24 protein-coding genes, 1 tRNA gene and 1 riboswitch are annotated in these 24799 nt (G+C 71.5%); of the genes, 17 read left to right on the forward strand and 8 right to left on the reverse strand.

The features are described 5' to 3' along the window. Positions 1-50 precede the first annotated feature (50 nt). On the forward strand, positions 51-1208 hold the full coding sequence (locus tag ABH928_RS21770) for an acyl-CoA dehydrogenase family protein (protein ID WP_370068957.1): 1158 nt from the start codon (positions 51-53) through the stop codon (positions 1206-1208). A 35-nt stretch (positions 1209-1243) separates the two neighbouring features. Here the strand turns inward: ABH928_RS21770 and ABH928_RS21775 are convergent, their stop codons facing one another. Next, positions 1244-2356 (reverse strand): MerR family transcriptional regulator, encoded by a 1113-nt coding sequence (locus ABH928_RS21775; RefSeq protein ID WP_370068959.1) that lies wholly within the window; start codon positions 2354-2356, stop codon positions 1244-1246. Between the two features lie 121 nt (positions 2357-2477). Further along, positions 2478-3269, reverse strand: coding sequence for a tyrosine-protein phosphatase (locus tag ABH928_RS21780; RefSeq protein WP_370068961.1), 792 nt, complete (start codon positions 3267-3269; stop codon positions 2478-2480). 123 nt (positions 3270-3392) lie between these two features. Here ABH928_RS21780 and ABH928_RS21785 point away from each other — a divergent pair, with 123 nt between their 5' ends. The 6 genes from ABH928_RS21785 (at position 3393) to ABH928_RS21810 (ending at position 8700) form a co-directional block, all read left to right on the forward strand. Then, complete coding sequence (locus tag ABH928_RS21785) at positions 3393-3863, forward strand: SRPBCC domain-containing protein (RefSeq protein ID WP_370068963.1); 471 nt, start codon at positions 3393-3395, stop codon at positions 3861-3863. A gap of 74 nt (positions 3864-3937) precedes the next feature. Beyond that, positions 3938-4636, forward strand: coding sequence for a class I SAM-dependent methyltransferase (locus ABH928_RS21790; RefSeq protein WP_370068965.1), 699 nt, complete (start codon positions 3938-3940; stop codon positions 4634-4636). Positions 4637-4698: 62 nt separating this feature from the next. After that, the gene (locus ABH928_RS21795; RefSeq protein WP_370068967.1) at positions 4699-5208 is read left to right on the forward strand and encodes a pyridoxamine 5'-phosphate oxidase family protein; all 510 of its coding nucleotides are present in this window, start codon (positions 4699-4701) and stop codon (positions 5206-5208) included. Positions 5209-5310: 102 nt separating this feature from the next. Beyond that, positions 5311-5880: a hypothetical protein gene (locus ABH928_RS21800; RefSeq protein WP_370068969.1), complete on the forward strand. Its 570-nt coding sequence runs from the start codon at positions 5311-5313 to the stop codon at positions 5878-5880. 65 nt (positions 5881-5945) lie between these two features. Further along, a complete protein-coding gene (locus tag ABH928_RS21805; RefSeq protein ID WP_370068971.1) occupies positions 5946-6806 on the forward strand; it encodes a sensor histidine kinase in 861 nt (286 codons plus the stop codon). A gap of 316 nt (positions 6807-7122) precedes the next feature. Beyond that, a complete protein-coding gene (locus ABH928_RS21810) occupies positions 7123-8700 on the forward strand; it encodes a helix-turn-helix domain-containing protein (protein WP_370068973.1) in 1578 nt (525 codons plus the stop codon). A gap of 58 nt (positions 8701-8758) precedes the next feature. On the opposite strand, the gene ABH928_RS21815 is transcribed toward ABH928_RS21810, so the two are convergent. Both ABH928_RS21815 and ABH928_RS21820 read right to left on the reverse strand, forming a co-directional pair. Further along, positions 8759-8831 (reverse strand) — tRNA-Arg (locus ABH928_RS21815). 92 nt (positions 8832-8923) lie between these two features. Continuing rightward, positions 8924-9802, reverse strand: coding sequence for an NADP-dependent oxidoreductase (locus tag ABH928_RS21820; protein ID WP_370068975.1), 879 nt, complete (start codon positions 9800-9802; stop codon positions 8924-8926). 114 nt (positions 9803-9916) lie between these two features. Here ABH928_RS21820 and ABH928_RS21825 point away from each other — a divergent pair, with 114 nt between their 5' ends. From ABH928_RS21825 to ABH928_RS21840, 4 genes are all read left to right on the forward strand, one after another. Continuing rightward, positions 9917-10279, forward strand: coding sequence for a MerR family transcriptional regulator (locus ABH928_RS21825; protein ID WP_370068977.1), 363 nt, complete (start codon positions 9917-9919; stop codon positions 10277-10279). Between the two features lie 55 nt (positions 10280-10334). Next, positions 10335-10886 carry a GNAT family N-acetyltransferase gene (locus tag ABH928_RS21830; protein WP_370068979.1) on the forward strand — a complete coding sequence of 184 codons (552 nt, stop codon included), beginning with the start codon at positions 10335-10337 and terminating at the stop codon, positions 10884-10886. Positions 10887-10929: 43 nt separating this feature from the next. Then, positions 10930-11391 (forward strand): (4Fe-4S)-binding protein, encoded by a 462-nt coding sequence (locus ABH928_RS21835; RefSeq protein ID WP_370068981.1) that lies wholly within the window; start codon positions 10930-10932, stop codon positions 11389-11391. Between the two features lie 137 nt (positions 11392-11528). Then, on the forward strand, positions 11529-11822 hold the full coding sequence (locus ABH928_RS21840) for a GNAT family N-acetyltransferase (protein WP_370068983.1): 294 nt from the start codon (positions 11529-11531) through the stop codon (positions 11820-11822). 156 nt (positions 11823-11978) lie between these two features. Here ABH928_RS21840 and ABH928_RS21845 read toward each other — a convergent pair whose 3' ends face one another. Together ABH928_RS21845 and ABH928_RS21850 are read right to left on the reverse strand one after the other, a co-directional pair. Next, entirely contained in the window at positions 11979-13235 is a 1257-nt protein-coding gene (locus ABH928_RS21845) for a transglycosylase family protein (RefSeq protein ID WP_370068985.1), read from the reverse strand. Between the two features lie 5 nt (positions 13236-13240). Beyond that, positions 13241-13395, reverse strand: a riboswitch (cyclic di-AMP (ydaO/yuaA leader). 270 nt (positions 13396-13665) lie between these two features. Beyond that, complete coding sequence (locus ABH928_RS21850; RefSeq protein WP_370068987.1) at positions 13666-15684, reverse strand: D-alanyl-D-alanine carboxypeptidase family protein; 2019 nt, start codon at positions 15682-15684, stop codon at positions 13666-13668. 303 nt (positions 15685-15987) lie between these two features. Between ABH928_RS21850 and ABH928_RS21855 the strand changes: the two genes are divergently transcribed. From ABH928_RS21855 to ABH928_RS21865, 3 genes are all read left to right on the forward strand, one after another. After that, positions 15988-16713 carry a GPP34 family phosphoprotein gene (locus ABH928_RS21855; RefSeq protein ID WP_370068989.1) on the forward strand — a complete coding sequence of 242 codons (726 nt, stop codon included), beginning with the start codon at positions 15988-15990 and terminating at the stop codon, positions 16711-16713. A gap of 270 nt (positions 16714-16983) precedes the next feature. Further along, complete coding sequence (locus ABH928_RS21860; protein WP_370068992.1) at positions 16984-17847, forward strand: helix-turn-helix domain-containing protein; 864 nt, start codon at positions 16984-16986, stop codon at positions 17845-17847. Positions 17848-18092: 245 nt separating this feature from the next. Continuing rightward, entirely contained in the window at positions 18093-18314 is a 222-nt protein-coding gene (locus ABH928_RS21865; protein ID WP_370068994.1) for a DUF397 domain-containing protein, read from the forward strand. Between the two features lie 195 nt (positions 18315-18509). Here the strand turns inward: ABH928_RS21865 and ABH928_RS21870 are convergent, their stop codons facing one another. After that, positions 18510-19346: a hypothetical protein gene (locus ABH928_RS21870; RefSeq protein WP_370068996.1), complete on the reverse strand. Its 837-nt coding sequence runs from the start codon at positions 19344-19346 to the stop codon at positions 18510-18512. 164 nt (positions 19347-19510) lie between these two features. On the opposite strand from ABH928_RS21870, the gene ABH928_RS21875 reads away from it, so the two are divergent. From ABH928_RS21875 to ABH928_RS21885, 3 genes are all read left to right on the forward strand, one after another. After that, positions 19511-20275 carry an XRE family transcriptional regulator gene (locus tag ABH928_RS21875; RefSeq protein ID WP_370068998.1) on the forward strand — a complete coding sequence of 255 codons (765 nt, stop codon included), beginning with the start codon at positions 19511-19513 and terminating at the stop codon, positions 20273-20275. An 80-nt stretch (positions 20276-20355) separates the two neighbouring features. Then, on the forward strand, positions 20356-21141 hold the full coding sequence (locus ABH928_RS21880; RefSeq protein ID WP_370069000.1) for an SDR family oxidoreductase: 786 nt from the start codon (positions 20356-20358) through the stop codon (positions 21139-21141). Between the two features lie 64 nt (positions 21142-21205). Continuing rightward, complete coding sequence (locus ABH928_RS21885; protein WP_370069002.1) at positions 21206-21868, forward strand: MSMEG_1061 family FMN-dependent PPOX-type flavoprotein; 663 nt, start codon at positions 21206-21208, stop codon at positions 21866-21868. 17 nt (positions 21869-21885) lie between these two features. Here ABH928_RS21885 and ABH928_RS21890 read toward each other — a convergent pair whose 3' ends face one another. Then, the gene (locus tag ABH928_RS21890) at positions 21886-24471 is read right to left on the reverse strand and encodes a bifunctional FO biosynthesis protein CofGH (protein ID WP_370069023.1); all 2586 of its coding nucleotides are present in this window, start codon (positions 24469-24471) and stop codon (positions 21886-21888) included. Positions 24472-24799: the final 328 nt, after the last annotated feature.

The following is a 24799-nucleotide window of genomic DNA, read 5'->3' on the forward strand; positions in this document are numbered from 1 at the left end:
CGATTAACTTAACGTTCGTTCGACCAGTGCCGTCCGAGAGGAGCGCCGTCGTGCGCCGCACCGTTTTCACCGAGGACCACGAGGCGTTCCGGGAGACCATCCGCGACTTCATCGCCAAGGAGGTCGTGCCCGTCTACCAGGAGTGGGAGGAGGCGGGCCGCGCGCCCAAGGACTTCTACCTGAAGCTCGGCGAGCTGGGCGTCTTCGGCATCGAGGTGCCGGAGGAGTTCGGCGGCGCGGGCATGACCGGCTTCAAGTACCAGGCGATCGTCACCGAGGAGTGCGCCCGCGCGGGCGTCAGCTTCGGCTCCGCCGGCGTGCACACCGGCCTCTGCCTGCCGTACATCATGGAGTACGCGAACGAGGAGCAGAAGAAGCGCTGGCTGCCCAAGTTCGTCTCCGGCGAGATGATGACCGCCATCGCCATGACCGAGCCGGGCACCGGCTCCGACCTGGCCGGCATGACCACCACCGCCAAGCTGACCGAGGACGGCAAGCACTACGTCCTCAACGGCGCCAAGACCTTCATCACCGGCGGCGTCCAGGCCGACATGGTGCTGGTCATCGCCCGCACCTCCCCGGCCACGCCGGAGGACCGCCGCGGCGGTCTGTCCATCCTCTGCGTCGACACGACGCTGCCGGGCTACTCGGTCGGCCGCAAGCTCGACAAGATCGGCCTGCGCACCTCCGACACCGGCGAGCTGGCCTTCGTCGACGTCAAGGTCCCGGCCTGCGACCTGCTGGGCGAGGAGGGCAAGGCCTTCTCGTACCTGGCCCACAACCTGGTCCAGGAGCGCCTGGCCATCGCCGTCGGCGCCTACGCCGCCGCCCGTGCCGCCGTGGACCTGGCCGTCGCCTACACCAAGGACCGCAAGGTCTTCGGCCAGTCGGTGGCGTCCTTCCAGAACACCAAGTTCGAGCTGGCCGCCTGCGAGGCCGAGGTCGACGCCGCCCAGGCCGTCGTGGACCGTGCGCTGGAGCACTTCGAGACCGGCGACCTGACCGCCTCGGACGTGGCCAAGGCCAAGCTGTTCACCACCGAGGTCTGCTCCCGCGTCGTGGACCGCTGCCTCCAGCTGCACGGCGGCTACGGCTACATCCTGGAGTACCCGATCGCCCGCCTCTACGCGGACAACCGGGTCTTCCGGATCTACGGCGGCACCAGCGAGGTCATGAAGATGGTCATCGCCAAGTCGCTGGGCCTGTAAGCCCCCAGGACGTAGTTCTCAGCGCCCCGGCGTTCTCAGCACCCCGACTCGGCCACGTCCGCGACCGCACAGGCCACGTTGTCCGGCCCGCCCGCCCGGCGGGCCAGGACGACCAGCTCGCGGACGGCCACGTCGGGGTGCTCTGCCGTGAGCAGGGTCTGCCGCAGCGTCTCCTCCGCGATCACCACCGACAGGCCGTCCGAGCAGAGCAGGTACCGGTCCCCGGGCCGGACCTGCTGGAGCGTCACGTCGGCACGGCTGTCGGCGCGGCCGTCCAACGCCCGGGTCAGCAGCGCCCGTTGCGGGTGCGCGGCGGCCTCGTCCTCGGTCAGCCGTCCCTCGTCGACCAGGGACTGGACGTGCGAGTGGTCCTGCGTGATCCGGAACAGCTCGCCGCCGCGCAGCAGATAGGCGCGCGAGTCGCCGACATGGACCAGGGCCATGCTGTCGACGGCCGTCGAGCCGGTCCACAGCAGCGCCGTCAGCGTCGTGCCGGAGCCCGCGTCGGCGAGCCCCTCCACGCTGCGGTTGGCCTCGGTGACGGCGTCGGCCAGCGCGTTGAGCACGTCGCCCTGGCCCGGAGCGCGGGTTCCGGCGGCGCGTTCGGCGACCGGCTTGAGCGCCTCGACGGCCAGTGAGCCGGCCAGGGCTCCGGCCGCGCCGAATCCGTCGGCGACGGCGAGCAGTCCGGGCCCGGCATAGGCGGTGTCCTGGTTGCTCTCCCGGACCAGGCCGGTGTCGCTGGCGGCGGCGCAGCACAGGGTGAGGGGGGTTGTCGGCGGCACAGTCATGGGTTCGTGGTCCTTCCCGGTCGTTCCGTTCAGGTGGTCCACGAGGAAGGCGGCGAGCCGCCGCCGGGACGCGGTGTCGTCCTCGACCCGCGCCCAGTAGGCGGCGACCTCGGTCGCGGCCTCCGCAGCAGGCAGCCCGCAGACGGTCCGGATCCGGGCCAGCGGCATACCGAGCAGCCGCAGCCAGGCGACGAGCTGCGCCTGCTCCAACTGCGCGGGCGCGTAGTAGCGGTAGCCGTTCTGCGGATCGACCCGCACCGGCGGCAGCAAGCCCAGCTCGTCGTAGAGGCGCAGTGCCTTGGGCGACAGCCGCGCCCGGCGCGCGAACGCCCCGATCGTCAGCAGCTCGTCCGGCATCGGCCCGCACCTCCTCCAGCTCTGTCCTGCGGATCTGCTGTACTACTGATCCGCGCTTCCTCGTACCGGACCCGTCCGGGGCCCGGCACGACCGATGCTGGGCCTTGCCCCAAGGGCAAGGTCAACAGCCTCCCTCGCCACTCCCGCCCCGCTCCTCACTCCCGTCGCGCTCCTCAAGCAGCGTCTCACGCAGCCGCTCGACCAGGGCGTCGTCGACGCCGAGCCGCTGTTCGGCGTAGCCGCGGACCGAGCCGTAGTCCTTCGCCAGCCCGGCCAGGAAGAGCTCCATCACCTCGGCCGGGGCGTACCCGTAGCCGGGCCAGCGAGGGGGACGACCGTTGCCGTACTCGGCGGCCCAGTGCGCGCGCAGGCGCTCGGCGGCCAGGTCGGTGAGCGCGAAGTCGGCGACGATGTCGGACTCCGCGACGTCCAGCAACGCCAGGACGGTGGCGGCGAGTTGGCCGGTGCGGTCCTTGCCGGAGGCGCAGTGGAAGACCAGCGGCCCGCACCTAGGGTCCGCGATCACCTCCAGCGCGCGACGGAGCTCCACCACGCCGTCCTCGGCGACCTCCCGGTAACGCTCGGCCAGGAACGGGCCCGGCTCGACCTCCGGCCCCTGGCCGGGCTGGTCGTAGGGGCGGTGCTCGATGCTGCAGTGGTGGTAGGCGACGTCGGCCCGCTCGGCGATCCGGCCGCGCGCCTCGATCTCGAAGCCGTGTCGCAGGTCGATGACGGTGGCGATGCCCAGCCCCTCGAAGACCTTCCAGTCCGCCTCGCTCGCCAGCTTGGACAACGCGTCCGCCCGGTAGAGCCGCTGCCAGCGCACCGACCGACCGTCCCCGGTGCGGTAGCCGCCCAGATCACGGAAGTTGTGCAGGGCCTCGAAGCCGATGTGCCGATCGGGAGTCGTCATGATCGCACCCTAAGCATCGTCAACCGTCGTCCGAAAGGACGTCACCAAGCTGTGCTGTCGCATCCACCGTGCTGGGATGGGACCTTCGGAGACAGATCGGGACACCGGAGAGGTGGCAACGCCGTGGCGATCATCCCGGGGAGCGCGGTGGTGATCCGACGCCGCATCAGGGCCGAGCCGGAGGCGGTCTTCTCCTACCTGACCGACCACGACCGCCTGCTCTCCTGGCAGGGCGTCGAGGCGGAGCTGGACCCGCGTACCGGCGGCGCCTACCGGATCCGGGTGGTGGCCGACGCGATCGCCTCCGGCCGGTACACCGAGCTCACCCCGCCCGTGCGGATCGTCCTCACCTGGGGGTGGGAGAACGAGGGCGACCCGGTCCCGCCCGGCAGCAGCACCGTCCGGATCGAGCTGACCCCGGACGCGCTCGGCACCCTGCTCACGCTCACCCACACCGACCTGCCCGCCGCAGCCCGCGAACCGCACCGGACAGGGTGGGAGCACTACCTCGACCGCCTGACGATCCGCGCCTCCGGCGGCGATCCGGGCCCCGACCCGTGGGCGGAGGAGGCGGCGGAGGACGAGGAGGACTGAGGGGCGGCAGCCGGAGAAGAGCCCGCGTGACAAATGGTTCGCGCTCGGCGGGGTGGATCACAGAGACTGCGGCCATGGTCGATTTCGCACAGTTCGACACCCGTGGCTACCCCACCGTCGACGTCCGCACCGGGTACGCCGCCTGGGTCGGCAGCTACGAGAACACCGTCGAGGACCTGATGGACCTCGACGTCCTCGCCTCGCTCACCACCCCCGCCTGGGCCGACGTCGACCGCGCCGCCGATCTGGCCTGCGGCACCGGCCGCACCGGCGCCTGGCTGCGCGCGCAGGGCGTCCACGCCGTCGACGGCGTGGACCTGACCCCGGAGATGCTGGCCGTCGCCCGTTCCCGGGGCAACCATGCCCGCCTCGTCGAGGGCGACCTCGCCGCGACCGGCCTGGACGCCGACGCCTACCCGCTGGTGATCACCTCGCTGGTCGACGAACACCTTCCGTCGCTGCACCCGCTCTACCGCGAGGCGTTGCGGCTGGCCGCTCCGGGCGCGCTGTTCGTCCTGGTCGGACTGCACCCGCAGTTCATCATGGCGGCCGGGATGCCCACCCACTTCACCGCGGCCGACGGCTCCGAGCTGGCCATCACCACCCACGTGCACCTGGTGAGCGACCATCTCACCGCCGGGCTGGCGGCGGGCTGGCAACTGGCCGAGATGCGCGAGCGGGTGGTGGACGACGCGTGGGTGGCCAGGAAGCCCAAGTGGGAGCGGTTCCGGGGCCAGCCGGTGTCCGCGGCCTACGTCTGGCGCAAGCCGTAGCGCAGCGCAGTCAGCGACGCGACCCTCCGGTACGCGGGCCGGGGCCTGCCAGAATCCCTCGTATGTCCCGGCCCGGTACTCCCCCGTCCGACGCGGCGCAGCCCCATGCCGCCTTGCTCGACGCACTGCGCGCCCACACCACGCTCACCCTCGCCTACGCCGACGCGGACGGCCCGCAGGCCTGCGCCGTGCTCTACGCCGCGCTCCACGCCGGCGGCGCGGACGCCTCATTGGTCTTCGTCACCGCAGCCACCACCCGTCACGGTCGGGCACTCTCCGCCGCCGCCGACGTACCGGTCGCGTTCACCGCACAGGCGGACGGGCAGGAATGGGCGACGCTCACGGGCGTCCAGGGACGCGGTGTCTGCCGCCGCCTTGCGGACGGGCCGGAGCGGGACGCGGGGTGGGGTGCGTACACGGAACGCTTCCCCTTCGTCGCCGCCGACCCGAGGCTCCGATCCGCCTTGGAATCCACGGCGTTGTGGGCGATCCACCCCACCTGGCTGAGGCTGATCGACAACTCCCGCGGCTTCGCCACCAAGCTGGAGTGGCTGGCCCTACTCGGGAGTTGAACCATCCCCGCCCGAGGGTTGAAATAGCCCGGCACCGGGCAGCACGATGGTCTGAGGAGGGTCCAGAGGCCTCGGGGTGGGAGGGCAAAGGAGGCGGTGGCCATGGCCACGCCGTCAGTCGCGCCGCAACCGTCGGCCATGCCGCGGCGGAGGAATCCGCTGCACCGACGCGCCGATTCGCTCCGCTCGTGGCTGCGCGTCCTTTTCGTGGTGAGCATCGGCATCGCGGTCGCCCTGACGGTCCTGCTCGGCCTCCAGCTCTACTCGAACAGCCGCGCCTCCGCACAACGAGCCCAGGTGGGGCTGCACGAGGTGTCGACCGTCGCGACCACCGACCCGTCCACGGCGGGCGTCGGCACCTGGGTTGCCACGCTGACCTGGACGGACGCGTCCGGCCCGCACACGGTCCAGGCCCCCGTACCGGTGGCGACGGTCCCCGGTGACGACGTCTCCCTCTGGGTCAACGCCAAGGACGTCCCGCAGCCGCAGCCGATACCGGCCGTGCAGAGCGCGGGCAGCGCCGCCACCTACGCCCTGGCCGCTTTCGCCGCCGGTACGACCCTGCTGGCCGGCGGCTACGCCCTGGCCCGGCACTCGCTCGACCGGCGGACCTGGCGGGCCTGGGAGGAGGAATGGGCACGGGTCGAGCCGGACTGGACGCACCGCAGCTGACCGACTGCTCCGTTCCAAGTCATTCCGAGTGATCATTCTGTCCGGTTTCGTGCAATTCTGAGCTGATGTCCGAGCTGATGACGCCTCTGGCACCGCTGACCAGGACAGTCCGGAAGGCGACCGCCGCCGGGCTGGCCTCGCTGCTGGCCTCGTTGCTGACCTCTGCCTGGCTGCGCAACCGCGCCACCGTCGCCTGGCTCCGACGCGCCGCCGAGGAGCAGCGCCGCTTCGTCGCCGACGCCGCACACGAGTTGCGCAGCCCGATCGCCGCGCTCCGCACCAACCTTGAGGTCTCCCTCGCCCACCCCGAGCAGACCGACTGGCCGGTGACGACCGCGCAGGCGCTGACCTCCGTCCGCCGCCTCCAGGAGCTGGCCGAGGACCTGCTGGTGCTGGCCCGCCCCGACGACGCCGAACGCCACAGCGAGCTGGTCGACGCGGGCGCCCTCGCCCGCGACCTGGTCGCGGACTTCCGCACCACGCATCCGCACCGCCCGGCCTACGCGCTCGACGTCCGCGACTCCGCCCGGATCCTGGGCAACCGCAGCGACCTGGGCCGACTGCTGCGCAACCTGCTCGACAACGCCACCCGCCACGCCGCCACCCGCGTCGACCTGACCGTCGACGTGGACAGGGCGGACGGAAACAACGCAGACGGGGACACGGTAGACGCGGACACGGCGGAAAAGACCGCGGAGTGGGTGGTCCTGACCGTGCACAACGACGGCTCGGACATCCCGGCCGAGGACCGCGAGCGGATCTTCGAGCGGTTCACCCGGCTGGCCGAGTCCCGCAGCCGTGACGCGGGCGGCTCCGGCCTGGGGCTGGCCCTGGCCCGCGAGACCGCCGTCCGCCACGGCGGCTCGCTCGCGCTCGCCCCGAGCGGGCCCACCTTCGTCCTCCGCCTCCCCGCCGCCGCCCCGTAGCGGCCCCGTAGCACCGCCCCGGCCACACCCTGGATGATCCTCCAGTTCCGGCAGCTCAGGACCGTGCCCGTGACCACTGGTGAGCGGTCTCCGCGCGTTGCTTCAATCGCGGCACAGCACCGCGAAGAAGCGGTGCACGTACCGCCGGTCTCCCGCTGGACCAGCGCACACGCAGGCACATACGCAGGCTCACCCGCAGGCCCACGCATCGGACAGGCCTACCAGCCTCTGAGGCTTGCATTTACGATGCCTGTGCGCACTTCCTCCTCGCTACCGCGAGGGTAGGAACCGGCGCGGACCGCAAGGAGCAAGGGACGTGATCGTCGGGGATCTGCTGGGCCTCACCGACCTGAGGATCGAGGTCGGATGGGCCACGCCCGAGCTCCTCGCCCGCGAGGTCACCGGCGTCACGTCCACCGACCTCCAGGATCCGGCCCGCTACCTGCGTCCCGGCGAGCTGGTGCTGACCGGTCTGGTCTGGTGGCGTCCCGACGACCTGGTCGCCGATCCGGCTGCCGCGGCCCGCGCCGCGGGGCGGTTCGCCACCGCGCTGCGCAGCGCCGAGGTCGCCGGGCTGCTCGCCGGCGAGGGCACCCACGGCGCGGTCCCGGCGGAGCTGGCGGAGGCGTGCCGGACGCACGGCATCCCGCTGCTCTCGGTCCCGGCCGGGACCAGCTTCCGCGCCGTCACCGACCGGGTCTACCTGCGGCTCTGGGGCGACCTCCAGCTCCGGTCCGAGGGCACGGCGGCCGTTCCGGCCACCGTCCGGCGCGAGTTGCTGGGCCTGCTGCACACGGGCGCGGAGCCGTCCGCCGTACTGGCGCGCGCGGTGGCGGACCTGGGGCTGCCGGACTGCTCACTGCTGACGACCGCCGGACGGACGCTCGGTTCCTCCGCCTCCGCCAGGTCGATGGGCGTGCCGACGCCGCGTGCGCTTCCCGTCGGTCCGCAGGGCGCCTCGCCGTTCGACGGCTGGCTGCTCCAGCCCCATGCCGAGCCCGCGACCGGCGCGGTCGCCGTCCTGCACGGACTCGCCGAACTCCTGGGCCCGTTGGCCGTCCGGGCCAGGTCCACGGCCACCGCGCAGCGGCAGGGTGCCGCCCGGGTGCTCGACCTGATCCGCGCGGGCGCGACCGGCGCGGGCCCGGACGGCGAGCTCGCAGAGGCGCTGACCGCCTGCGGTCTGCCGACCGGCGCTCCGTCCCTGTCCGCCCCTGCCGCACTCACCCCGGTCGTCGTCCGGATCCCCGGCAGCCCGGCCGCCTGGTCCCCCGCCGCGCTGGCCGAGGCGCTGCACCGGACGGACGCGCCCTTCGTCGTCGCGGCGGATGCTTCCGCCGCCGGAACCGCCGTCGGTGTCACCACCGCCCCGACAGCGGCGGTCACCGCCGCGCTGCGCACCGCCCTGCCGCGGCTGCGCTCGGCGCTGTCCGCCCGCCAGGCAGCCCCTGCCGTGGTGCACGCCGGAGTCGGCCCGTCCACCGCCGCGAACGCGGGCGCGCTGCGCTCCGCGCTGGTCCAGGCCGAGTACGCGCTGGCCTCCGCCGACCCGTCGGACGGTCTGGGCAGCAGCGCCGGGCTCGGCTCCCTCGCGACGCTGCTGCGCGGCATCCCGGCGGAGGTCCAAACCGCCTACCGGGAGCGGCTTCTCGCTCCGCTGGTCGAGCACGACCGGGTCAACAGCGTCTCGCTGCTCGACACTCTCGACGTCTTCCTCAGCCTGGATGCGTCCTGGAGCCGCACCGCGCGCGCCCTGCACATCCACGTCAACACGGTCCACTACCGCGTCGGCCGCATCGAGGAGTTGACCGGCCGCAGCCTCTCCGGCCTGGAGGACCGCCTCGACCTCCGCGCCGCCCTCCTCTGCGGCCGGACCGAGCGATCCGGCGCGTGAATGGCACGAAAGCCCCCGGACCGATCATGGTCCGGGGGCTTTCCGCTGGTCAGCGCTGTGCCCCATGCAGGATTCGAACCTGCGACACCGGCTTTAGGAGAGCCGTGCTCTATCCCCTGAGCTAATGAGGCGTTGCCCTCGTGGCAGGGTCAACGGCCCCGCCACGCGCTCAGTGTACCGGGTCTGTGGATCAGCGTCGGGGCTTCGAGCGGCCACGCGGGGATCAGAAGTGGAGTGCCACCTTTCCGGTCAGGCCGCCGCGCTCGACCAACTCCGTTGCCCTGCGCACCTGGCGGACGGAGAAGTGGTGGGCGACGTGCGGGCGGACCACCCCCGCGTCCACCAGGCGGACCAGCTCGGCCAGATCGGCGCTGTTCTCCTGGACGTAGCTCTTCTCCGCGCCCGGAAGATCGGGCAGCGGCGCGTCCGCGACGGAGACGTAGCGACCGTCCGGCACGAGGGCGGCGGACACGTCCACCCCGGCGGTGTCGAGGACCGCGTCGTAGCTCTCCGACGTCAGGTCCGAGGCCGCCGACGCGACGGAGGTCAGACCCAACTCTCCTGCGGGCTTCAGGTGTTCGGCACGAGAGACGAGCCCGTCCACCACCGCGCCCCGGTGCCGCGCGAGGGCCACCGCGGTCCTCCCCACCGCGCCGAGCGCGCCCGTGACCAACAACCGCTGCCCCTCGACGAGATCCAGTCGAGCCAGCGCCTGCAGGGCGGTGACTCCGGCGAGCGGAAGGGCCGAGGCCTCGACCAGTGGGACGGACGCGGGCGCGTGGGCCACCAGAGCGGCGGGCAACGCCACCAGCTCGGCCCAGGTCCCGAGCCCGGTCGCCAGCTGGGCCGACATCGCGACCACCCGGTCCCCGACCGAGAACTCGGCCGACTCCGTGGCGACCACCATGCCGGCGAGGTCCCAGCCGAGCGTCATCGGGAACGCGGGTCCGACGTCCCAGGCCCGCGTCTTCCAGTCCACCGGGTTGATCGTGCTGGCCACAGTGCGGACAAGCAGTTCGCCGGCCGCGGCGACGGGGGCGGCGGCCTCACGCACCCGCAGGACTTCGGGACCACCATGTCGGTCGATCTGGACAGCGAACACGAAAGCTACTTCCCTCCGGACGAGCACCAGCCGACGGCCGGAAGAGCCGTCAGTAGTCAGTACTCGGACGGTAAACTCTGACATCGGTGTGAGAGTCAAGGCCGGGGGGATCAGGTGCGCATCGGTGAGATGTCCCGCAGGACCGGGGTCCACCCGAGGCTGCTCCGCTACTACGAGGAGCAGGGCCTACTCGCCCCTGATCGCGGCTCAGGCGGCTACCGCACCTACCGCGAGGAGGACGTGGAGACGGTCCGGCGGATCCGGTGCCTCCTGGCCGCCAGGCTCTCCACCGCCACCATCGCGCTGATCCTGCCCTGCGTCCGCATGGACGGCCGACGACTGGTGCCTGTGTGCGACGACACGGTGGCCGCACTGCGACGCGAGCACGCGCGCGTCACCGAGGCCATCGACGAACTCCAGGCGTCGCAGGAGCTGTTGGAACTCGTCATCCAGGCCGGTGCGGGCCGCGGGGACTGACGCGCGCAACTCGCCGAGTGCGGCTCGGAAGCCCTCCCCCTGGCAGAGTGGATGCGTGATCGAGGTACGCGTCGCGCACACCGCCGAGTTGGACGAAGCGGAGCTCGCCGCTGCACGGGCGTTGCTGTACCGGGTCTTCGCGGACATGGCCGAGGAGGACTGGGAGCACTCGCTCGGGGGCGTGCACGCGCTGGTCCGGGAGCGCGGGCCCGGCGGCCAGGTGGTCGCGCACGCGGCGGTGGTGCAGCGGCGACTGATGTACCGGGGGCAGGCGTTGCGGGCCGGGTACGTGGAGGGCGTCGGCGTCGAGGCGCGCCTGCGCGGGCAGGGGTACGGCGGGGCGGTGATGGCGGCCCTGGAGCGGGTGATCAGGCGCGCGTACGACGTCGGGGCGCTGGCGGCGACCGACGAGGCCATGGGGTTCTACGCCGCCCGCGGCTGGCAGCGGTGGCAGGGCCGGGCATCGGCGCTGACACCCGCCGGGGTGGTCCGGACGCCGGACGCCGAGGACTGCCTCTTCGTGCTGCCCGTGGCCTCCGGCCCGGCGCCGGAGCTCGACCTGACCGCCGAGCTGACCTGCGACTGGCGCGACGGCGACGTGTGGTGACCACCGGCCTGCTGTGAATGCGCCCGCGACGGACCATGGGAGTATGCAGGACGCAGAAGCGGGCTTCGAAGGGCTGCCGCCGGGCGATCGCGTGAAGGTCTACGAGGCGCCGGGCATCCGGGTCCGCTACGACGCCGGGCGCTGTCGGCACTACGCCGAGTGCGTGCGCCGCGCCGGGGAGGTGTTCGACCCGGAGCGGCGGCCGTGGATCCAGCCCGCCAACGCCGACGCGGAGCGGGTCGCCGCCGCCGTGCGCGCGTGCCCGACGGGCGCACTGCACTACCTGCTGCCGGAGGGCCCCGCCGAGGAGCCCGAGCGTCCCACCGTGATCACGCCGGAGCCGGACGGCCCGCTGCTGGTCCGCGGCGATCTCCGGATCGAGGCGCCTGCCGGAGCGGCCGAACCCTCCCGCGAGGTACGCGCAGCGCTGTGCCGGTGCGGCGCGAGCGCCAACAAGCCGTTCTGCGACGGCTCGCACGAGCGGATCGGCTGGCACGAGGCCTGAGACACACGGCCACGTACGCGTGTCCGTTCCCGGGAAATCGGCCCGCGTGACGGAGACTGCAAGGGACGAACGGCTGCAAAGAGACAAGACGGCAAGCGGACAGCCACGGGCAGCAGCACCGTCAGGAGGCGGCGAGGATGAGCACGAGCGAGGCCGAGGTCACGGTCGCCGACGCGCCGGGGGCGCAGCGGTTCGAGGCCCGGATCGAGGGAGAGCTGGTCGGGTTCACCTCGTACGTCCGCAACGACGACCGGGTGATCTACCAGCACACCGTCGTCGGCCCCGCCTACGAGGGCCTGGGCATCGGCGGCCTGCTGGCCCGCACCGCCGTGGAGGACGGCCGCCGCCGGGGCATCAAGGTCCAGGTGACCTGCCCGTTCATCAAGGCCTGGCTGACACGACACCCGGAGTACCAGGACGACGCCGAGTGAACGGCGCATCCGGTACTCCGGGTGCATGAGGGAGAGGAATCCCGACGGGCTGCGTCTCACCTCCGGACGACAACCCGTCAACAGCGACGCGGCGGACCGGTCCGAGCCAGACAGGTCACCCGGACCGGCCCACCACGCCACACCTGGTGCGGTGTGTCAGGAGACGCGACCGGCGAAGCTCGGGGTGTAGTCGCTGATGGTGTCCCACTTGACGCCCGAGCTCGGGTTGGCAGCCTCGACGTAGCGGCCGCCACCGACGTAGATGGCGACGTGGTAGACGCCGGAGTCGCTGCCGTCGCTGGACCAGAAGAGCAGGTCACCCGGCTGCAGCGAGTTGAGGGAGACCGGCGTGGTGGCCGAGGCCTGGTCGGCGGAGGTGCGCGGCAGGCTGATCCCGGCCTGGGCGTAAGCGGCCTGGACCAGACCGGAGCAGTCCCACGCGTTCGGGCCGTTGCCGCCGTAGACGTAGGAGTCGCCCACGTGCGCCTCGGCGAAGGCGATCGCCGTCGCGGCCGCGCCGGAGCCGGCCTGCGTCGAGCTGCTCGACGAGGTCGCCGCACCGGTGGACGCCTGGGTGGAGCCGGAGGAGTTCGAGCTCGCGGACGCGTTCGAGGACGAGGACGAAGCGGCGGACGACGAGTCGTTGTCCGAGTCGCCGGCCGAGTCGTTCGAGGGCTGTGCCGCCCGGGCGGACGCGGCGCTGCCGCCCAGGACCAGCTGCTGACCCGGGAAGATCAGGTTCGGGCCGTGGGTGAGGGTCGCCTTGTTCAGCTGGTACAGACGCTCCCAGCCGCCGGAGACATCGTGCTTCTGCGCGATGGTGGAGAGCCAGTCGCCGGTCCGGACCGTGTAGTGCCCGGCGGAGGAGCCGCCGGTCGCCGGGGCGCTGGAGGCGCTGGACGCGGCGGAGCCGGACTCGGAGGAACTGCTGGTGCTGCCGGCGGCCGACGAGTCGCTCGCGGCGGTCGAACCGGAAGAGCCGGTCGAGTTGGAGCTGCTCGACGAGCCGGAGGTGCTGATCGCCGGGGCGGGGCCGCCCTGGGTCAGACCGGCCTGCGGGCCGCAGACGGGCCAGGCGCCGGGGCCCTGGTCCGCGAGGACCTTCTCGGCGACGGCGATCTGCTGGTCCTTGGTGGCCTGGTCGGCGGAGGACGCGTACTGCTGCCCGCCGTAGGCGTCCCAGGTGGACTGCGAGAACTGGAGGCCACCGTAGTAGCCGTTGCCGGTGTTGATCGACCAGTCACCGCTGCTCTCGCACTGGGCGACGGAGTCCCAGGTGGAGACGGTGGCGGCGTGGGCGCCGGTCGCGGTGACCAGCGGAAGGGCGAGGCCTGCGCCGGTCAGCCCGACGGTGGCGAGCAGGCGCTTGGAGGCACGGCGGGCGATCTTGGGCGCGCGGTGGCGACCAGTCATGGTGTGGGTCCTCTCCCACGCCTGCGAGGTGAGCTGTCGGGTTCGGGCCGGAGTCGCCCGGCCGTGCAGAGCACGGCTTCACCCCGAGCCGGGAGCGACACGCTCCCGGCGACTTACCTGGGTCCCCCGCTCCTGCCGTGGTGTGCGTCGGGTGACAGCTGACAACCCCGACGGCAGGACTCGGCGTTCCGGTGATGTCAGTTCCGCTTAAGTGCGAACGACGCCGACCGTAGGCAGATCGAAGTTCAAACCTCAAGCCGATCAAAGGCCGTTGAGAGGTCCGTCACATCGACCGTCATTGGTTCGCACTCCAACCCTGCGTAGATGTCCGAAATGTCGTCAAGATTGCACCCCCGGGCATGACAACGGGCCCGTCCGACGGACGGGCCCGTTTCAAGCGGGGAATCTGAGAGAGCGATCTGACAGTGCGTCAGCCCAGTCGGGTCAGCTTCGCGCCGGTGCCCGGAGTGCTGAGCGCCGACTGCAGCGCGACCGGGATCGTCTGCGCTCCGGCACCACTGCCCACGACCAGGTTGCCGACGGCCGTCCCGGCGGCTGCGCTGTGCGGGACGGACTGTCCGGCGAGCGGCTGCAGCGACGTGCTCACCGACAGGCCGCTCCAGCCGATGACGCTGACGTCCGCGGTGGCCACGACCGGGGTGTGTCCGCCGAGACCGTCGTCGACGTACCCGACGACGTCGCCCTTCTTGATCACGACGTGCGACTGCAGCGCGCTCTCGGCGCTGATGATCAGCTGCTGGCTCTTCTGCAGCACCTGGGCGAGGATGCCCTGCCCCGGCCCCGGCCCGATCGCGGGCTGGCTCAGCACCGCGCCCAGGATCAGCTGCTGCGCACCGCCGACGTTCTGCTCCGCCGCCCACACCAGGTTGCCGAGGGCCGCCGTGCTGGTGCCGGTCTTGATGCCGATGACGCCGTTGCTGCCGACCAGCGTGTTGGTGTTCGGCGTGATGCCGTTCTCCGCCGCGTTGAACGACGGGGTGCTGACGATCTCCTTGAAGACCGGCATCTGCATGGCCGCCTCGATCAGCTTGAGCTGGTCGTTGGCCGTGCTCTTGGTGGTCGCGTCGAGACCGCTGGGGTCGGTGTAGACGCTCTTGGTCATGCCCAGACCGGCCGCGGTGCTCTGCATCTTCTGCACGAAGGCGGCGTCACTGCCCGCGTCCCAACGGCCCAGCAGCCGGGCGACGTTGTTGGCGGAGGGGATCAGCAGCAGCTGGAGCGCCTGGTACTCGGTCAGCGGCTCGCCGACCGAGACCTTCATCACCGACTCACCCTGCGGCTTACCGGTGTTGTAGTCGTTCACCGCTGCCGCGTCCACCGGCACCATCGGCCCCTGGTCGCCGACCTTGAGCGGGTGGTCGTGCAGCACGATGTACGCGGTCATCACCTTGGTGACGCTGGCCAGCGGCACCTGGTTGTCGCTCCCGCTGTGCCCGAGCACGCCCAGCCCCGGTACGGCCACGGCGGCCTGACCGGCCGTCGGCCAGGTGAGGTTCGGCGTGCCGCCGGAGAAGGTGTAGCTCTGCTCGCCGGTGAACTGGAGCGTCGGCGTCGGGATCGGACGCAGCAACTGCACCGCGCCGAGCACGATCACGAGGACCAGCAGCAACGTGCCCCAGAGCCGGATCCGCCGCAGCGCGATCCGGGCCGGGGTCATCGGCCGACGGCTCAGCGTGGCCAGGATGTCCATCGCCTCGGCGGTGGTCTCCGGCGAGGGCATCACAGCGGTGGCGGTCCCCATGGCCCCGGCCCCGGCCGGAACGGGCTCGGGCGACGGTCCGCCCGTGCCGCCGGGCCCGCCCGCGCCGCCGCGCGGCGTCGGCGGGAGCGGCGGCGGGAAGACGGGCATGGCCCGCGTCTCGTCCTCGTCACCGGTGGGGCCGTCGTCGGCGGGCTTGTCACCGGCGGACTCGTCGGTGTCCTCGGCGGCGGGCTCCTCGGCGGCTTCGGGCTGCGCCTCGCCTTCGGCCTCCGCCTCCGGCTCTTCTTCCTCGGCGTCCTCCGCGTCCTCGGCTGCCTCAGCCTCGTCCGCAGGCTCGTCCTTGGCGCCGGCGCCGGCGTCGGGCTCAGCCTCAGCCTCGGGAGCTTCCTCCGCCTCCGGTGCTTCAGCCTCCGGCTCGTCCTCGCTCTCCGCTTCGGGCTTGTTCGACTCCTCCACGGATTCGGACTCAGCCTCGGGCTCCTTGGCAACCTCCGGCTCCGAGTCGAGGGCGCGCAGCACACGGGTCGGTACGTCGACCGAGGATTCGGGCGCATCCTCCCCGTGCTCCTCCGGCTGCCCGCTCTCCTCCGCCTCCGCTGCTGCCTCAGGCTCCGCCTCGGTCGCGGGTTCCACGTCCGGAGCGGGGACGGCGGGATCGGTTCCCGCGCGTTCCGGCTCCCGCTCCGCGCCCGCGGTCCGCTGCGACCTGTCGGGGGACTCACCCACGTAACCCAGCCTCCTCTGTCCCTGCACGCACCCGTGCAGGACCGTCCCTGCAAACCTGCCTGTGACTGCCGCGTCGGCCCTGCTCACCGACGTCGACAAAGCGTGCAGGGACCAGTCTCCTGCACGCGCGGGGCCATTCCTGCTCACCGGGCCGCAGTCCGGCGATTCCCCACCCCTCGGCCAGACGCGGACGCGCGGTGCGGCGGTTCCGAAAGATCACGGAGTCGTGTCACTCTCTAGGCCCTCTCGACAGCAGGGTGTGAGAGGCGTCACTCTGTTGTGCATCCACGCGGGGAGGCTTGGATGGGCAAGAGCCGCAGAACAATTCCCGAGGAGCTGCTGTTGCTCGCTCTGGACCCGGCCACGGGTACCACAGCGCAGCCCCAGACGCTCGATCTCGGACTGGCCGGAGCGCAGCTCGTCGAGCTGGCCATGGCCGGACGAATAGTCCCGGACGGGGACCGGATCACCGTGGTCAATCCACGGCCGACCGGCGACCCGACCCTCGATCACGCGCTCGAACTGCTGCGCAGACGTGGCAGTGCAGTGCGCGCCGTGCAGTGGATCGGCGGCCCGCGCTTGGGCCTGCGCCAGACCTATCTCGCGCACCTGGAGCGGTGCGCGATGGTCAAGGCCGTGCCGGGCCAGGTGTGCGGGGTGCTACCGACGACCCGATACCAGGCGTCGGACGAGTGCACGAACAGCGCCATCAAGGAACGGCTCGACACGGCGATCCGCACGGGGGTCCCTCCGGACCCGCGCACCGCCGCGCTCGCCGCACTGGCCCACGCGGTCGGCCTCGGCAAGCATCTCTATCCAGGTAACGAAGGTCGCTCGTGCCGGTCACGCCTGCGCGACCTGATTCGTTACGACCCCCTCGGCGGCATGGTCGCGCATGCGGTCATGGACGTGCAGAACGGTCTGCCGACGCCCCAGGTCCGGGCGAACAACACCCGGCCGACCCCGGCACGCCCAGCCGCCGCCAGACCGTCGGTGTCCACCGGCATGGTGCGCGCCGGCGTGCGGTAGACCTACGCGCGCCGAGTCCACGCGAACCGGAGCGGCGGCGAACCACCCTTCGCCGCCGCTCTCCCGCATGCCCGACGCGCGCGCTGTCACCGAGGAGCGTGCTGTCAGGTAAGAACGGCCCACGCTCACAACGACGCACGAGGGCGCAGAATCGTTCCGTCTTTGAGCGGATTCGTCAACATCCCCGGCGATTGGACCACATGAGGGCGTGTCGAGGTGGCATTCTGCTGACACAGGGGCGTGCCTGACCACCGATGCCCAGGAGAGACAGTGTCCACCGCCAGCAGCGTCAATCCCACCGTCCGCCGCCGCCGTCTCGGCGCCGAGCTGCGACGGCTCCGCGAGCAACGGGGCCTCACAGCGGAGGAGGTCGCACAGCAACTGCTGGTCTCACAGTCGAAGATCAGCCGCCTCGAGAACGGCCGACGCAGCATCAGTCAGCGTGACGTCCGCGACCTCTGCGAGGTCTACGGGGTCAACGACCAGTCGATGGTCGACGGCCTGATGACCATGGCCAAGGAGTCGCGCCAGCGCGGCTGGTGGCACGCGTTCGGCGATGTCCCGTACAGCGTCTACATCGGCCTGGAGGCCGAGGCGGTGGGCATCCGGACCTACGAGTCGCTCTTCATCCCGGGCCTGTTGCAGACCCGCGACTATGCGCACGCCGTGGTCTCGGGTATCCAGCCGGAGGCGCAGCCCGCACAGATCGACAAGCGGACGGATGTCCGGATGGTCCGTCAGGAGCTGTTGCGCAACAGCGACGAACCGCTCCGCCTCTGGGCCGTCATCGACGAGGCCGCCCTGCACCGGGTGGTCGGCAGCCCGGAGACGATGCGGGCGCAGCTGGAGCACCTGATCGAGGCCAGCACGCTGCCGCACGTCACCGTCCAGGTGCTGCCGTTCGGCATCGGTGCGCACCCGGGAATGACCGCCAACTTCTCGATCCTGGAGTACCGGGATGCATCGGACGCCACCGTCGTCTATCTGGAAGGCGTGACGAGCGACCTGTACCTGGAGAAGGAAACGGATGTACGGGCGTACGCCAGCCTCTACCAGCATCTCCAGGCGCAGGCCCTCGGGCCGGAACAGACCCGGGAACTTGTGGACAAAGTGGCGAAACACCTTGCCCAGTGACACATAGTCCGCAAAACTGGCGTGCTCGGGCGCTGGGGGCGCGAGCATACACCAAGGGCATAGCTCTCAGTGTGAGCCTTCTCCAAAAGCTATCCAACGGGTGAACAGAAACAAGTGACGGTTTCCAGATCGCTTGCCCGGTGGGCAAACTGACACCAGCAATCACGATCACCCGCTTGTCGGATCCGCTGCCTGCGGGAGTCGCCGATTGCGTGTCGGTCACCTCTTCCGGAACGGAGATGGAAATGATCACTGAGGACCACCGCGAGGACACCGGACGAGGCGCCCTCGACTGGCGCAAGTCCAGCTACTCGGGCGCGAATGCCTGCGTCGAGGTCGCTCGACCCGCCGCGGCCGTCCACGTCCGCGACTCCAAGGATCTGAGCGGCCCGTCGCTGGAGTTCAGTCGCGAAGCCTGGACGGCCTTCCTGGCCGAGGTCGCCACCGGTTCCCTCGACCTGACCTGACCCGCCCTTATCTGAGCTGCCCTTATCTGATCTGCCCCGACCAGCCAGGCTCGACCAGTCCCGACTCCACCGGCCCAGCCAGGGCGCCGGAACGGACCTTCCCCGTCCGGCGCCCTCATGCCTGTCATGCCCGGACCAGCCCTTCCCGGGGTCGGCCCATATTCGGCCAACTCCCGTCCGTCCGGGAACCGTTCACTACCGCAACTCGTCCACATAGGTGTCCGTACCCGGCAGGGTCGGGATGAACGGCGCCACCAGCTCCACCCGCGCACCGGGAACCGCACCGGCCACCTCCCCGTCCAGGCCGGTGAACGCGTCCCAGCAGGTGCGCGGGTCCTGTTGGAGGAACCAGATCAGGGTGAGGCGGGTGTCGGTCCCGTCCACCGGCTTCACGTACGACATCCGGTCCACCGGCAGCGGCAGCGGCTCGAAGAGCGTGCACATCGCGGTCGGCGAGCCGTTGCGCAGCCGGGCCGGGAGATGCCGGTCCATCAGCCAGTCGGTCAACTGACGCCGCTGTTCGGCGTTCTCGGTGTCGATCACCTGCAACACCAGGCCCTGGTACGGGAAGTCCAACGCGTGAACATCGCGCGGCCCGGCCGCGCCGTCGCGGTAGTAGGTGCTGACGTGCTGCTGGAACGCGGTGAAGACGTGGGTGCGGTCGCGGTAGACCCGACCGTCCCGGTTGAGCCGCTTGTTGATCTGCACCGTCCACCGCATATGGGCGTCGTGCCGCCCGCCGGTGACCCAGTAGACCGAGAGGTAGCAGCCTGCGGTGACAGGCTCGGCGACGACCGACTTCTCCGGATAGCGCAGCAGTTGCAGCTCGCGGGTGGCGACCCAGCGTCGTCCCGCGAACATCCAGGGCATGGCCATCGCCCCGGCGTAGAAGTGGTCGTCCTCATACCAACGGTTGTAGCCGTACTCGTGGCCCGGCAAGGGCTCGACCATGGTGATCAGGGCACTGCCGATGGCGACGCCGTAGGGCCCGCTCGCGGCCAGCTGCGTGTACTGCTCCAGATCGTCCGTCATGAGCTGACGGTAAGTCAGATACCGGCAACTTCCCAGAGCCCGGACGCGGCAGCCCAGCCTGAGCGACGACTGGTGGATCCTCCAGGTGTGAACACCCGAAGCATCGGATGCGCTGGACGTTTCTGGGCTGTCCGGTCCATGTTTGTCCCGATTAGCCTCCGGACATGTCGAGACGCGCAGGCCACGCGCCTGCCTCCCCCGTCCCCTTCGACCCCGCCGCAGCCCGAACGGTGCGCAGCGCCCTGGGCCTGAGCCCCGCCATGGTGGCCCGCGCCCTGGCCGACTCCTATGCCATGCGGGTGCCACCGGCCCTGGTCATCGCCTGGGAGACCGGGGCCACCCATCCCACCGAGCGCGAACTCGTCGCCCTGGCCCGGGTGCTGTGGTGCCTGCCGGGCCAGCTGATGGGCGGCCGGGCGGCCACCCTGCGCGACCACCGGCTCGCCCTGGACCTGCCGCTGGAGGAGGTCGCCCGCCGCCTCCGCCTCTCCCTGCGCGACTACACCGCCATGGAGGCGCACTGGGACGGTGACCGCACGGAGACTCTCGACCTGGCCCGGGTGCTGCAGCTCACGCCCCGCGCCCTGGTTCGCGCCTGCGGCCGGGAGGAGCGCCTGGACGAGTCGTTGCGCCGCGCGGTCGACGGCCGCTGGCTGTCCCAGGTGGAGCCGGTCCGGGAGCTGGTGCCGACCCTCCCGGAGGAGTCGATCACCCGCGCGCTCAAGTCGCTGGCCGGCGAGCGGGCGACGTCCAGCGCACTGTGGGGCAGCAGCAGCACAAGCGCGAGCAGCAACATCATCGGCAACGGCAACGGCAACAGCACCGGCACCGGCACCGGCACCGGCGGCGTCGCAGCCGAACCGGCGCAGCAGTCGTCCGACGGCGAAGGTGAACTCTCCGAGCGCTTCTGGGCCCTGGCCGAGGGGTGAGCGGACCGCACGACTCTGGCCTTCCCGACGCCGCAGCTCTACTCTGACGCATCGTCAGTTCACTGCGGGAGGACGGACCCATGCTGCTCGAAGGACGCACCGTCGTGGTCTCCGGGGTCGGCCCGGGGCTCGGTCAGCGGGTCGCGCTCGCCGCGGCCCGGGACGGCGCCAACGTGGTGCTCGGCGCCCGCACCGAGGCGAACCTGGTCAAGGCGGCCGAGCAGATCGAGGCCGACCACCCCGGCCGGGCGGCCTGGCGGCGCACCGACATCGCCGACCCCGACCGCTGCGACGCGCTCGCCGCCCTCGCGGTGGAGCGCTTCGGCCGGATCGACGCGGTCGTCCATGTCGCCGCCATGGACCAGCACTTCGGCGGCATCGCGGACGCCGACTTCGACGAGTGGCGCCGCGTGCTGGACGTCAACCTGATCGGCACCCTGCAGCTGACGCGCTCCTGCCTCCCCGGGCTGCGCGAACGCGGCGGCGCCGTCGTCATCATCGGCACCCAGTCCGCGGTGGCCGCGCCCAGCCAGGTGCGGCAGGCCGCGTACGCGGCGTCCAAGGGCGCGCTGACCAGCGCGATGTACTCGATGGCACGCGAGCTGGGACCCGACCGGATCCGGGTCAACACCGTTCTGCCCGGCTGGATGTGGGGTCCGCAGGTGGAGTCCTACGTGACCTGGACATCGGCCTCCGAAAACGTCCCCGAGGAGGAGGTGCGCGGACGCCTGGCCGAGCGGATGGTCCTGCCCGAGCTGGCCACCGACGGCGACGTTGCCGAGGCCGCGATCTTCCTCGCCTCCGACCGCGCCCGCGCGATCACCGGCCAGTCGCTGCTCGTCAACGCGGGAGAACTGATGCGCTGAGGCGGGCGGCCCCGGACGCGGGGCAAGTGCCGGGGATCTTGACCGCGCCAATATCGTCGGACGTATGACGACACCGCTCGGGTCCAGACCCCTGTTCGACGCGCTCCAGGCGGACGCCCTGACCAGCGTCGAGGAGTTGCGCAGCCACTACCCCGCTCCGGGCGAGAACGCGTACCGCAAGGTGCGGGACCGGCTCACCGAGGAGACCCGGACGCTGGTCGGCTGCGCCTCGCTCGTCTTCCTCGGCAGCGCCGACCCCGCCGGCCACCCCGACGTCAGCCCGCGCGGCGGTCCGGCCGGCTTCGTCTCGGTGCTGGACGACGTCACGCTGGTCATCCCGGACGCGACCGGGAACAAGCGGCTGGACACCCTGCAGAACGTCATCGAGACCGGCCGGGTCGGGCTGCTCTTCGTCATCCCCGGCCGCGACACGACCCTGCGGATCAACGGGCGCGCCTGCGTCTCGACCCGGGCCGAGCTGCTCGCCCAGCTGACCGCCGTCGGCAAGCCGCCGGAAAGCGCACTGGTGGTGGCGATCGAGGAGGTCTACCCGCACTGTCCGAAGTCGCTGATGCGCGGCAACGCCTGGAAGCCGGAGAACTGGCTCCCCGCCGACGCCCAGCCCAGCTCGGCCCAGGTCACCCTCTCCCAGCTCGACCTGCCCGACCTGACGCTGGAGCAGGTCCTTGCGGACCAGCGCGACATGCTGGCCAACCGCTACGAATAAGTCCTGCCCAGCTCTTGTTACTCCAGGACCGGCAGCAGCTCCGGCAGGTGGCCGTCGGAGGCCAGGGCCGCCGCCCGGCGTTCCGCCGAGACCTCGCCGTAGAGGGTGGTGCGCTGTGCGGCCGGGCGCCCGGCAGCCGCGGCGACCGCCTCCAGGTCGTGAACGGACTTGTAGCTGCCGTAGGACGAGCCGGCCATCCGGGAGATGGTCTCCTCCATCAGCGTGCCGCCCAGGTCGTTGGCGCCGCTGCGGAGCATCTCCGCCGCGCCCTCGGTGCCGAGCTTGACCCAGCTGGTCTGGATGTTGGGGATCCGCCCGTGCAGCAGCAGCCGGGCCATCGCCGTCACCGCACGGTTGTCGCGCATGGTCGGGCCCGGCCGGGAGATTCCGGCCAGATAGACCGGCGCGTTGGTGTGCACGAACGGCAGCGTCACGAACTCGGTGAAGCCGCCCTTGCCGCGTTCGAGCGCGCGGTCCTGCATGTCGGCGAGCAGTCGCAGATGACCGAGCCAGTGCCGGGGCTGGTCGACGTGCCCGTACATCATCGTGGACGAGGAGCGGATATCCAGCTCGTGTGCGGTGGATACGACCTCGACCCAGGTCGCGGCGGGCAGCTTGCCCTTGGTCAGCACCCAGCGCACCTCGTCGTCGAGGATCTCCGCGGCCGTGCCGGGGATGGTGTCCAGCCCGGCCTCCTTGGCCTGCTGGAGCCAGTCCCTGATGGACAGTCCGGTCCGCGTCGCGCCGTTGACCACCTCCATCGGCGAGAAGGCGTGCACGTGCATGCCGGGCACGCGCTGCTTCACCGTCCGGGCGATGTCGAAGTACGCCGTCCCGGGCAGGTCCGGGTGGATCCCGCCCTGCATGCAGACCTCGGTCGCGCCGACGTCCCAGGCCTGCTCGGCGCGGTCGGCGACCTGGTCCAGGGAGAGGGTGTAGGCGTCGGCGTCGGTACGGCGCTGCGCAAAGGCGCAGAAGCGGCAGCCGGTGTAACAGACGTTCGTGAAGTTGATGTTCCGGGTGACGCAGTAGGTGACGGTGTCGCCGACCGTGTCGCGGCGGACGGCGTCCGCGACGGAGCAGAGGGCGTCCAGGGCCGGGCCGTCGGCGTGGAGGAGCGCCAAAGCCTGACCGTCCGTCAGGTTGCGCGGGTCGGCGGCGGCGACAGCCAGCGCCTCGCGCACATCCGAATCGATCCTTTCCGGGGCACCGGACGCGGCGGCGACCTCGCGCAGCGCCTCCCAGTCGCCGTAGACCTCGTCGAAGTCCGAGCGGCGGTCGCCCGTGCGTCCCCCGCCCGGTCCGTCCGCGTCGATCTCGCGGTGCAGTTCGGTGCGGCCGGAGGCGACGAAGACCTCCTCGGGCTCCTGCCACGGCAGTCCCACGGGGAGAGCGTCCTCCCGGGCCAGCCCGGTCTCCGGGTCCGCGAGGGCGCGGACGTGCGGCAGGACCCGTGGGTCGAGCCACGCCTCGTCGTGTCCGTCCCGCAGTGCCGGTCGCACGTACTCCGGATAGACCGTGAGCCGCTCGCGCAACGTGAAGCCGGAGGCGGCGGTGCGCTCGGCCAGCGCCTCGATCTGCGGCCACGGGCGCTCGGGGTTGACGTGGTCGGGAGTGAGCGGCGAGACGCCGCCCCAGTCGTCGATGCCCGCGCCGATGATCAGCGCGTACTCCTCGTCGACGAGGTTCGGCGGGGCCTGGATCCGGGCGGAGGGGCCGAGGACGAGCCGGGCCACGGCGACGGTCGCGGCCAGCTCCTCCAACTCGGCGTCGGGCATGGCGCGCATCGCCGTGTCCGGCTTGGCGCGGAAGTTCTGCACGATCACTTCCTGCAGCCCGTGGTACTGCCGGGCCACCCGGCGCAGCGCGAACAGCGAATCGGCGCGCTCGGCCGCGGTCTCACCGATGCCGATCAGGATGCCGCTGGTGAACGGCACCGCCGAGCGGCCCGCGTCCTCCAACACCCGCAGCCGGACGGCGGGTTCCTTGTCCGGGGAACCGTGGTGGGGACCGCCGGGCTCGGACCAGAGCCGGGTGGCGGTGGTCTCCAGCATCATGCCCATCGACGGCGCGACCGGCTTGAGCCGCTGGAAGTCGGTCCAGCTCAGCACGCCGGGGTTGAGGTGCGGCAGCAGGCCGGTCTCCTCCAGCACCCGGATCGACATGGCCCGGACGTAGGCGAGGGTGTCGTCGTAACCGTGCGCGTCCAGCCACTCGCGGGCCTCGGGCCAACGGTCCTCGGGACGGTCGCCGAGGGTGAACAGCGCCTCCTTGCAGCCCAGCGCGGCTCCCTGACGGGCGATCGCCAGCACCTCGTCCGGCGAGAGGTAGAGGCCGTGCCCCTCGCGGCGCAGCTTGCCGGGGACGGTGACGAAGGTGCAGTAGTGGCAGCGGTCCCGGCAGAGCCGGGTGAGCGGGATGAAGACCTTCTTCGAGTAGGTGATCACGCCGGGCCGCCCGACGGCTTCGAGACCCGCGTCCCGCAGGCGTGCCGCGACCGCGCACAGCTCGCGCAGGTCCTCGCCCCGGGCGTGCAGCAGCACCGCGGCCTCGGCGGTGTCCAGGGCGACGCCCTGACGGGCCCGGTGCAGCGCACGACGCATGGCGGTGCTGGTCACGGTGCCGGTCACGGTGCTGGTCCGCTGATCCTTCATGCCCTGAACCTTACGCGTCGGACGTGTCGGGGTCTGAAGGTTCCCGCAGTGCACCTCAAGAGGGAACCATCAGACGGAACCCTGAGACCGCCTCAGGGTCGCGTACGACGACGGGTGGAAACGTGATTGCGCCCACGGGCCGATGCAGCGGGGCTGCCCGAAGGCGTTCAATAGCACCGTGCATAAGAACGGGGTCAGCAATACCGGCAACGTCAACACCGGCAACGTCAATACCGGCAATGTCGAAGAGACTGGTACGGCGACGAACGGGACGGAA

The organism is Streptacidiphilus sp. MAP5-3, from assembly GCF_041262505.1.
Classification (GTDB): domain Bacteria; phylum Actinomycetota; class Actinomycetes; order Streptomycetales; family Streptomycetaceae; genus Streptacidiphilus.

Bases quoted from the DNA above. Each gene is read 5' to 3' on its own strand.
- ABH928_RS21835 (WP_370068981.1), top strand. From the start codon at position 10,930: ATGCAGGACGCAGAAGCGGGCTTCGAAGGGCTGCCGCCGGGCGATCGC.
- ABH928_RS21890 (WP_370069023.1), bottom strand. From the start codon at position 24,471: ATGCGTCGTGCGCTGCACCGGGCCCGTCAGGGCGTCGCCCTGGACACC.
- ABH928_RS21875 (WP_370068998.1), top strand. From the start codon at position 19,511: ATGTCGAGACGCGCAGGCCACGCGCCTGCCTCCCCCGTCCCCTTCGAC.
- ABH928_RS21845 (WP_370068985.1), bottom strand. From the start codon at position 13,235: ATGACTGGTCGCCACCGCGCGCCCAAGATCGCCCGCCGTGCCTCCAAG.
- ABH928_RS21795 (WP_370068967.1), top strand. From the start codon at position 4,699: ATGTCCCGGCCCGGTACTCCCCCGTCCGACGCGGCGCAGCCCCATGCC.
- ABH928_RS21840 (WP_370068983.1), top strand. From the start codon at position 11,529: ATGAGCACGAGCGAGGCCGAGGTCACGGTCGCCGACGCGCCGGGGGCG.
- ABH928_RS21870 (WP_370068996.1), bottom strand. From the start codon at position 19,346: ATGACGGACGATCTGGAGCAGTACACGCAGCTGGCCGCGAGCGGGCCC.
- ABH928_RS21855 (WP_370068989.1), top strand. From the start codon at position 15,988: ATGGGCAAGAGCCGCAGAACAATTCCCGAGGAGCTGCTGTTGCTCGCT.
- ABH928_RS21780 (WP_370068961.1), bottom strand. From the start codon at position 3,269: ATGACGACTCCCGATCGGCACATCGGCTTCGAGGCCCTGCACAACTTC.
- ABH928_RS21790 (WP_370068965.1), top strand. From the start codon at position 3,938: ATGGTCGATTTCGCACAGTTCGACACCCGTGGCTACCCCACCGTCGAC.
- ABH928_RS21775 (WP_370068959.1), bottom strand. From the start codon at position 2,356: ATGCCGGACGAGCTGCTGACGATCGGGGCGTTCGCGCGCCGGGCGCGG.
- ABH928_RS21800 (WP_370068969.1), top strand. From the start codon at position 5,311: ATGGCCACGCCGTCAGTCGCGCCGCAACCGTCGGCCATGCCGCGGCGG.
- ABH928_RS21885 (WP_370069002.1), top strand. From the start codon at position 21,206: ATGACGACACCGCTCGGGTCCAGACCCCTGTTCGACGCGCTCCAGGCG.
- ABH928_RS21865 (WP_370068994.1), top strand. From the start codon at position 18,093: ATGATCACTGAGGACCACCGCGAGGACACCGGACGAGGCGCCCTCGAC.
- ABH928_RS21880 (WP_370069000.1), top strand. From the start codon at position 20,356: ATGCTGCTCGAAGGACGCACCGTCGTGGTCTCCGGGGTCGGCCCGGGG.
- ABH928_RS21805 (WP_370068971.1), top strand. From the start codon at position 5,946: ATGTCCGAGCTGATGACGCCTCTGGCACCGCTGACCAGGACAGTCCGG.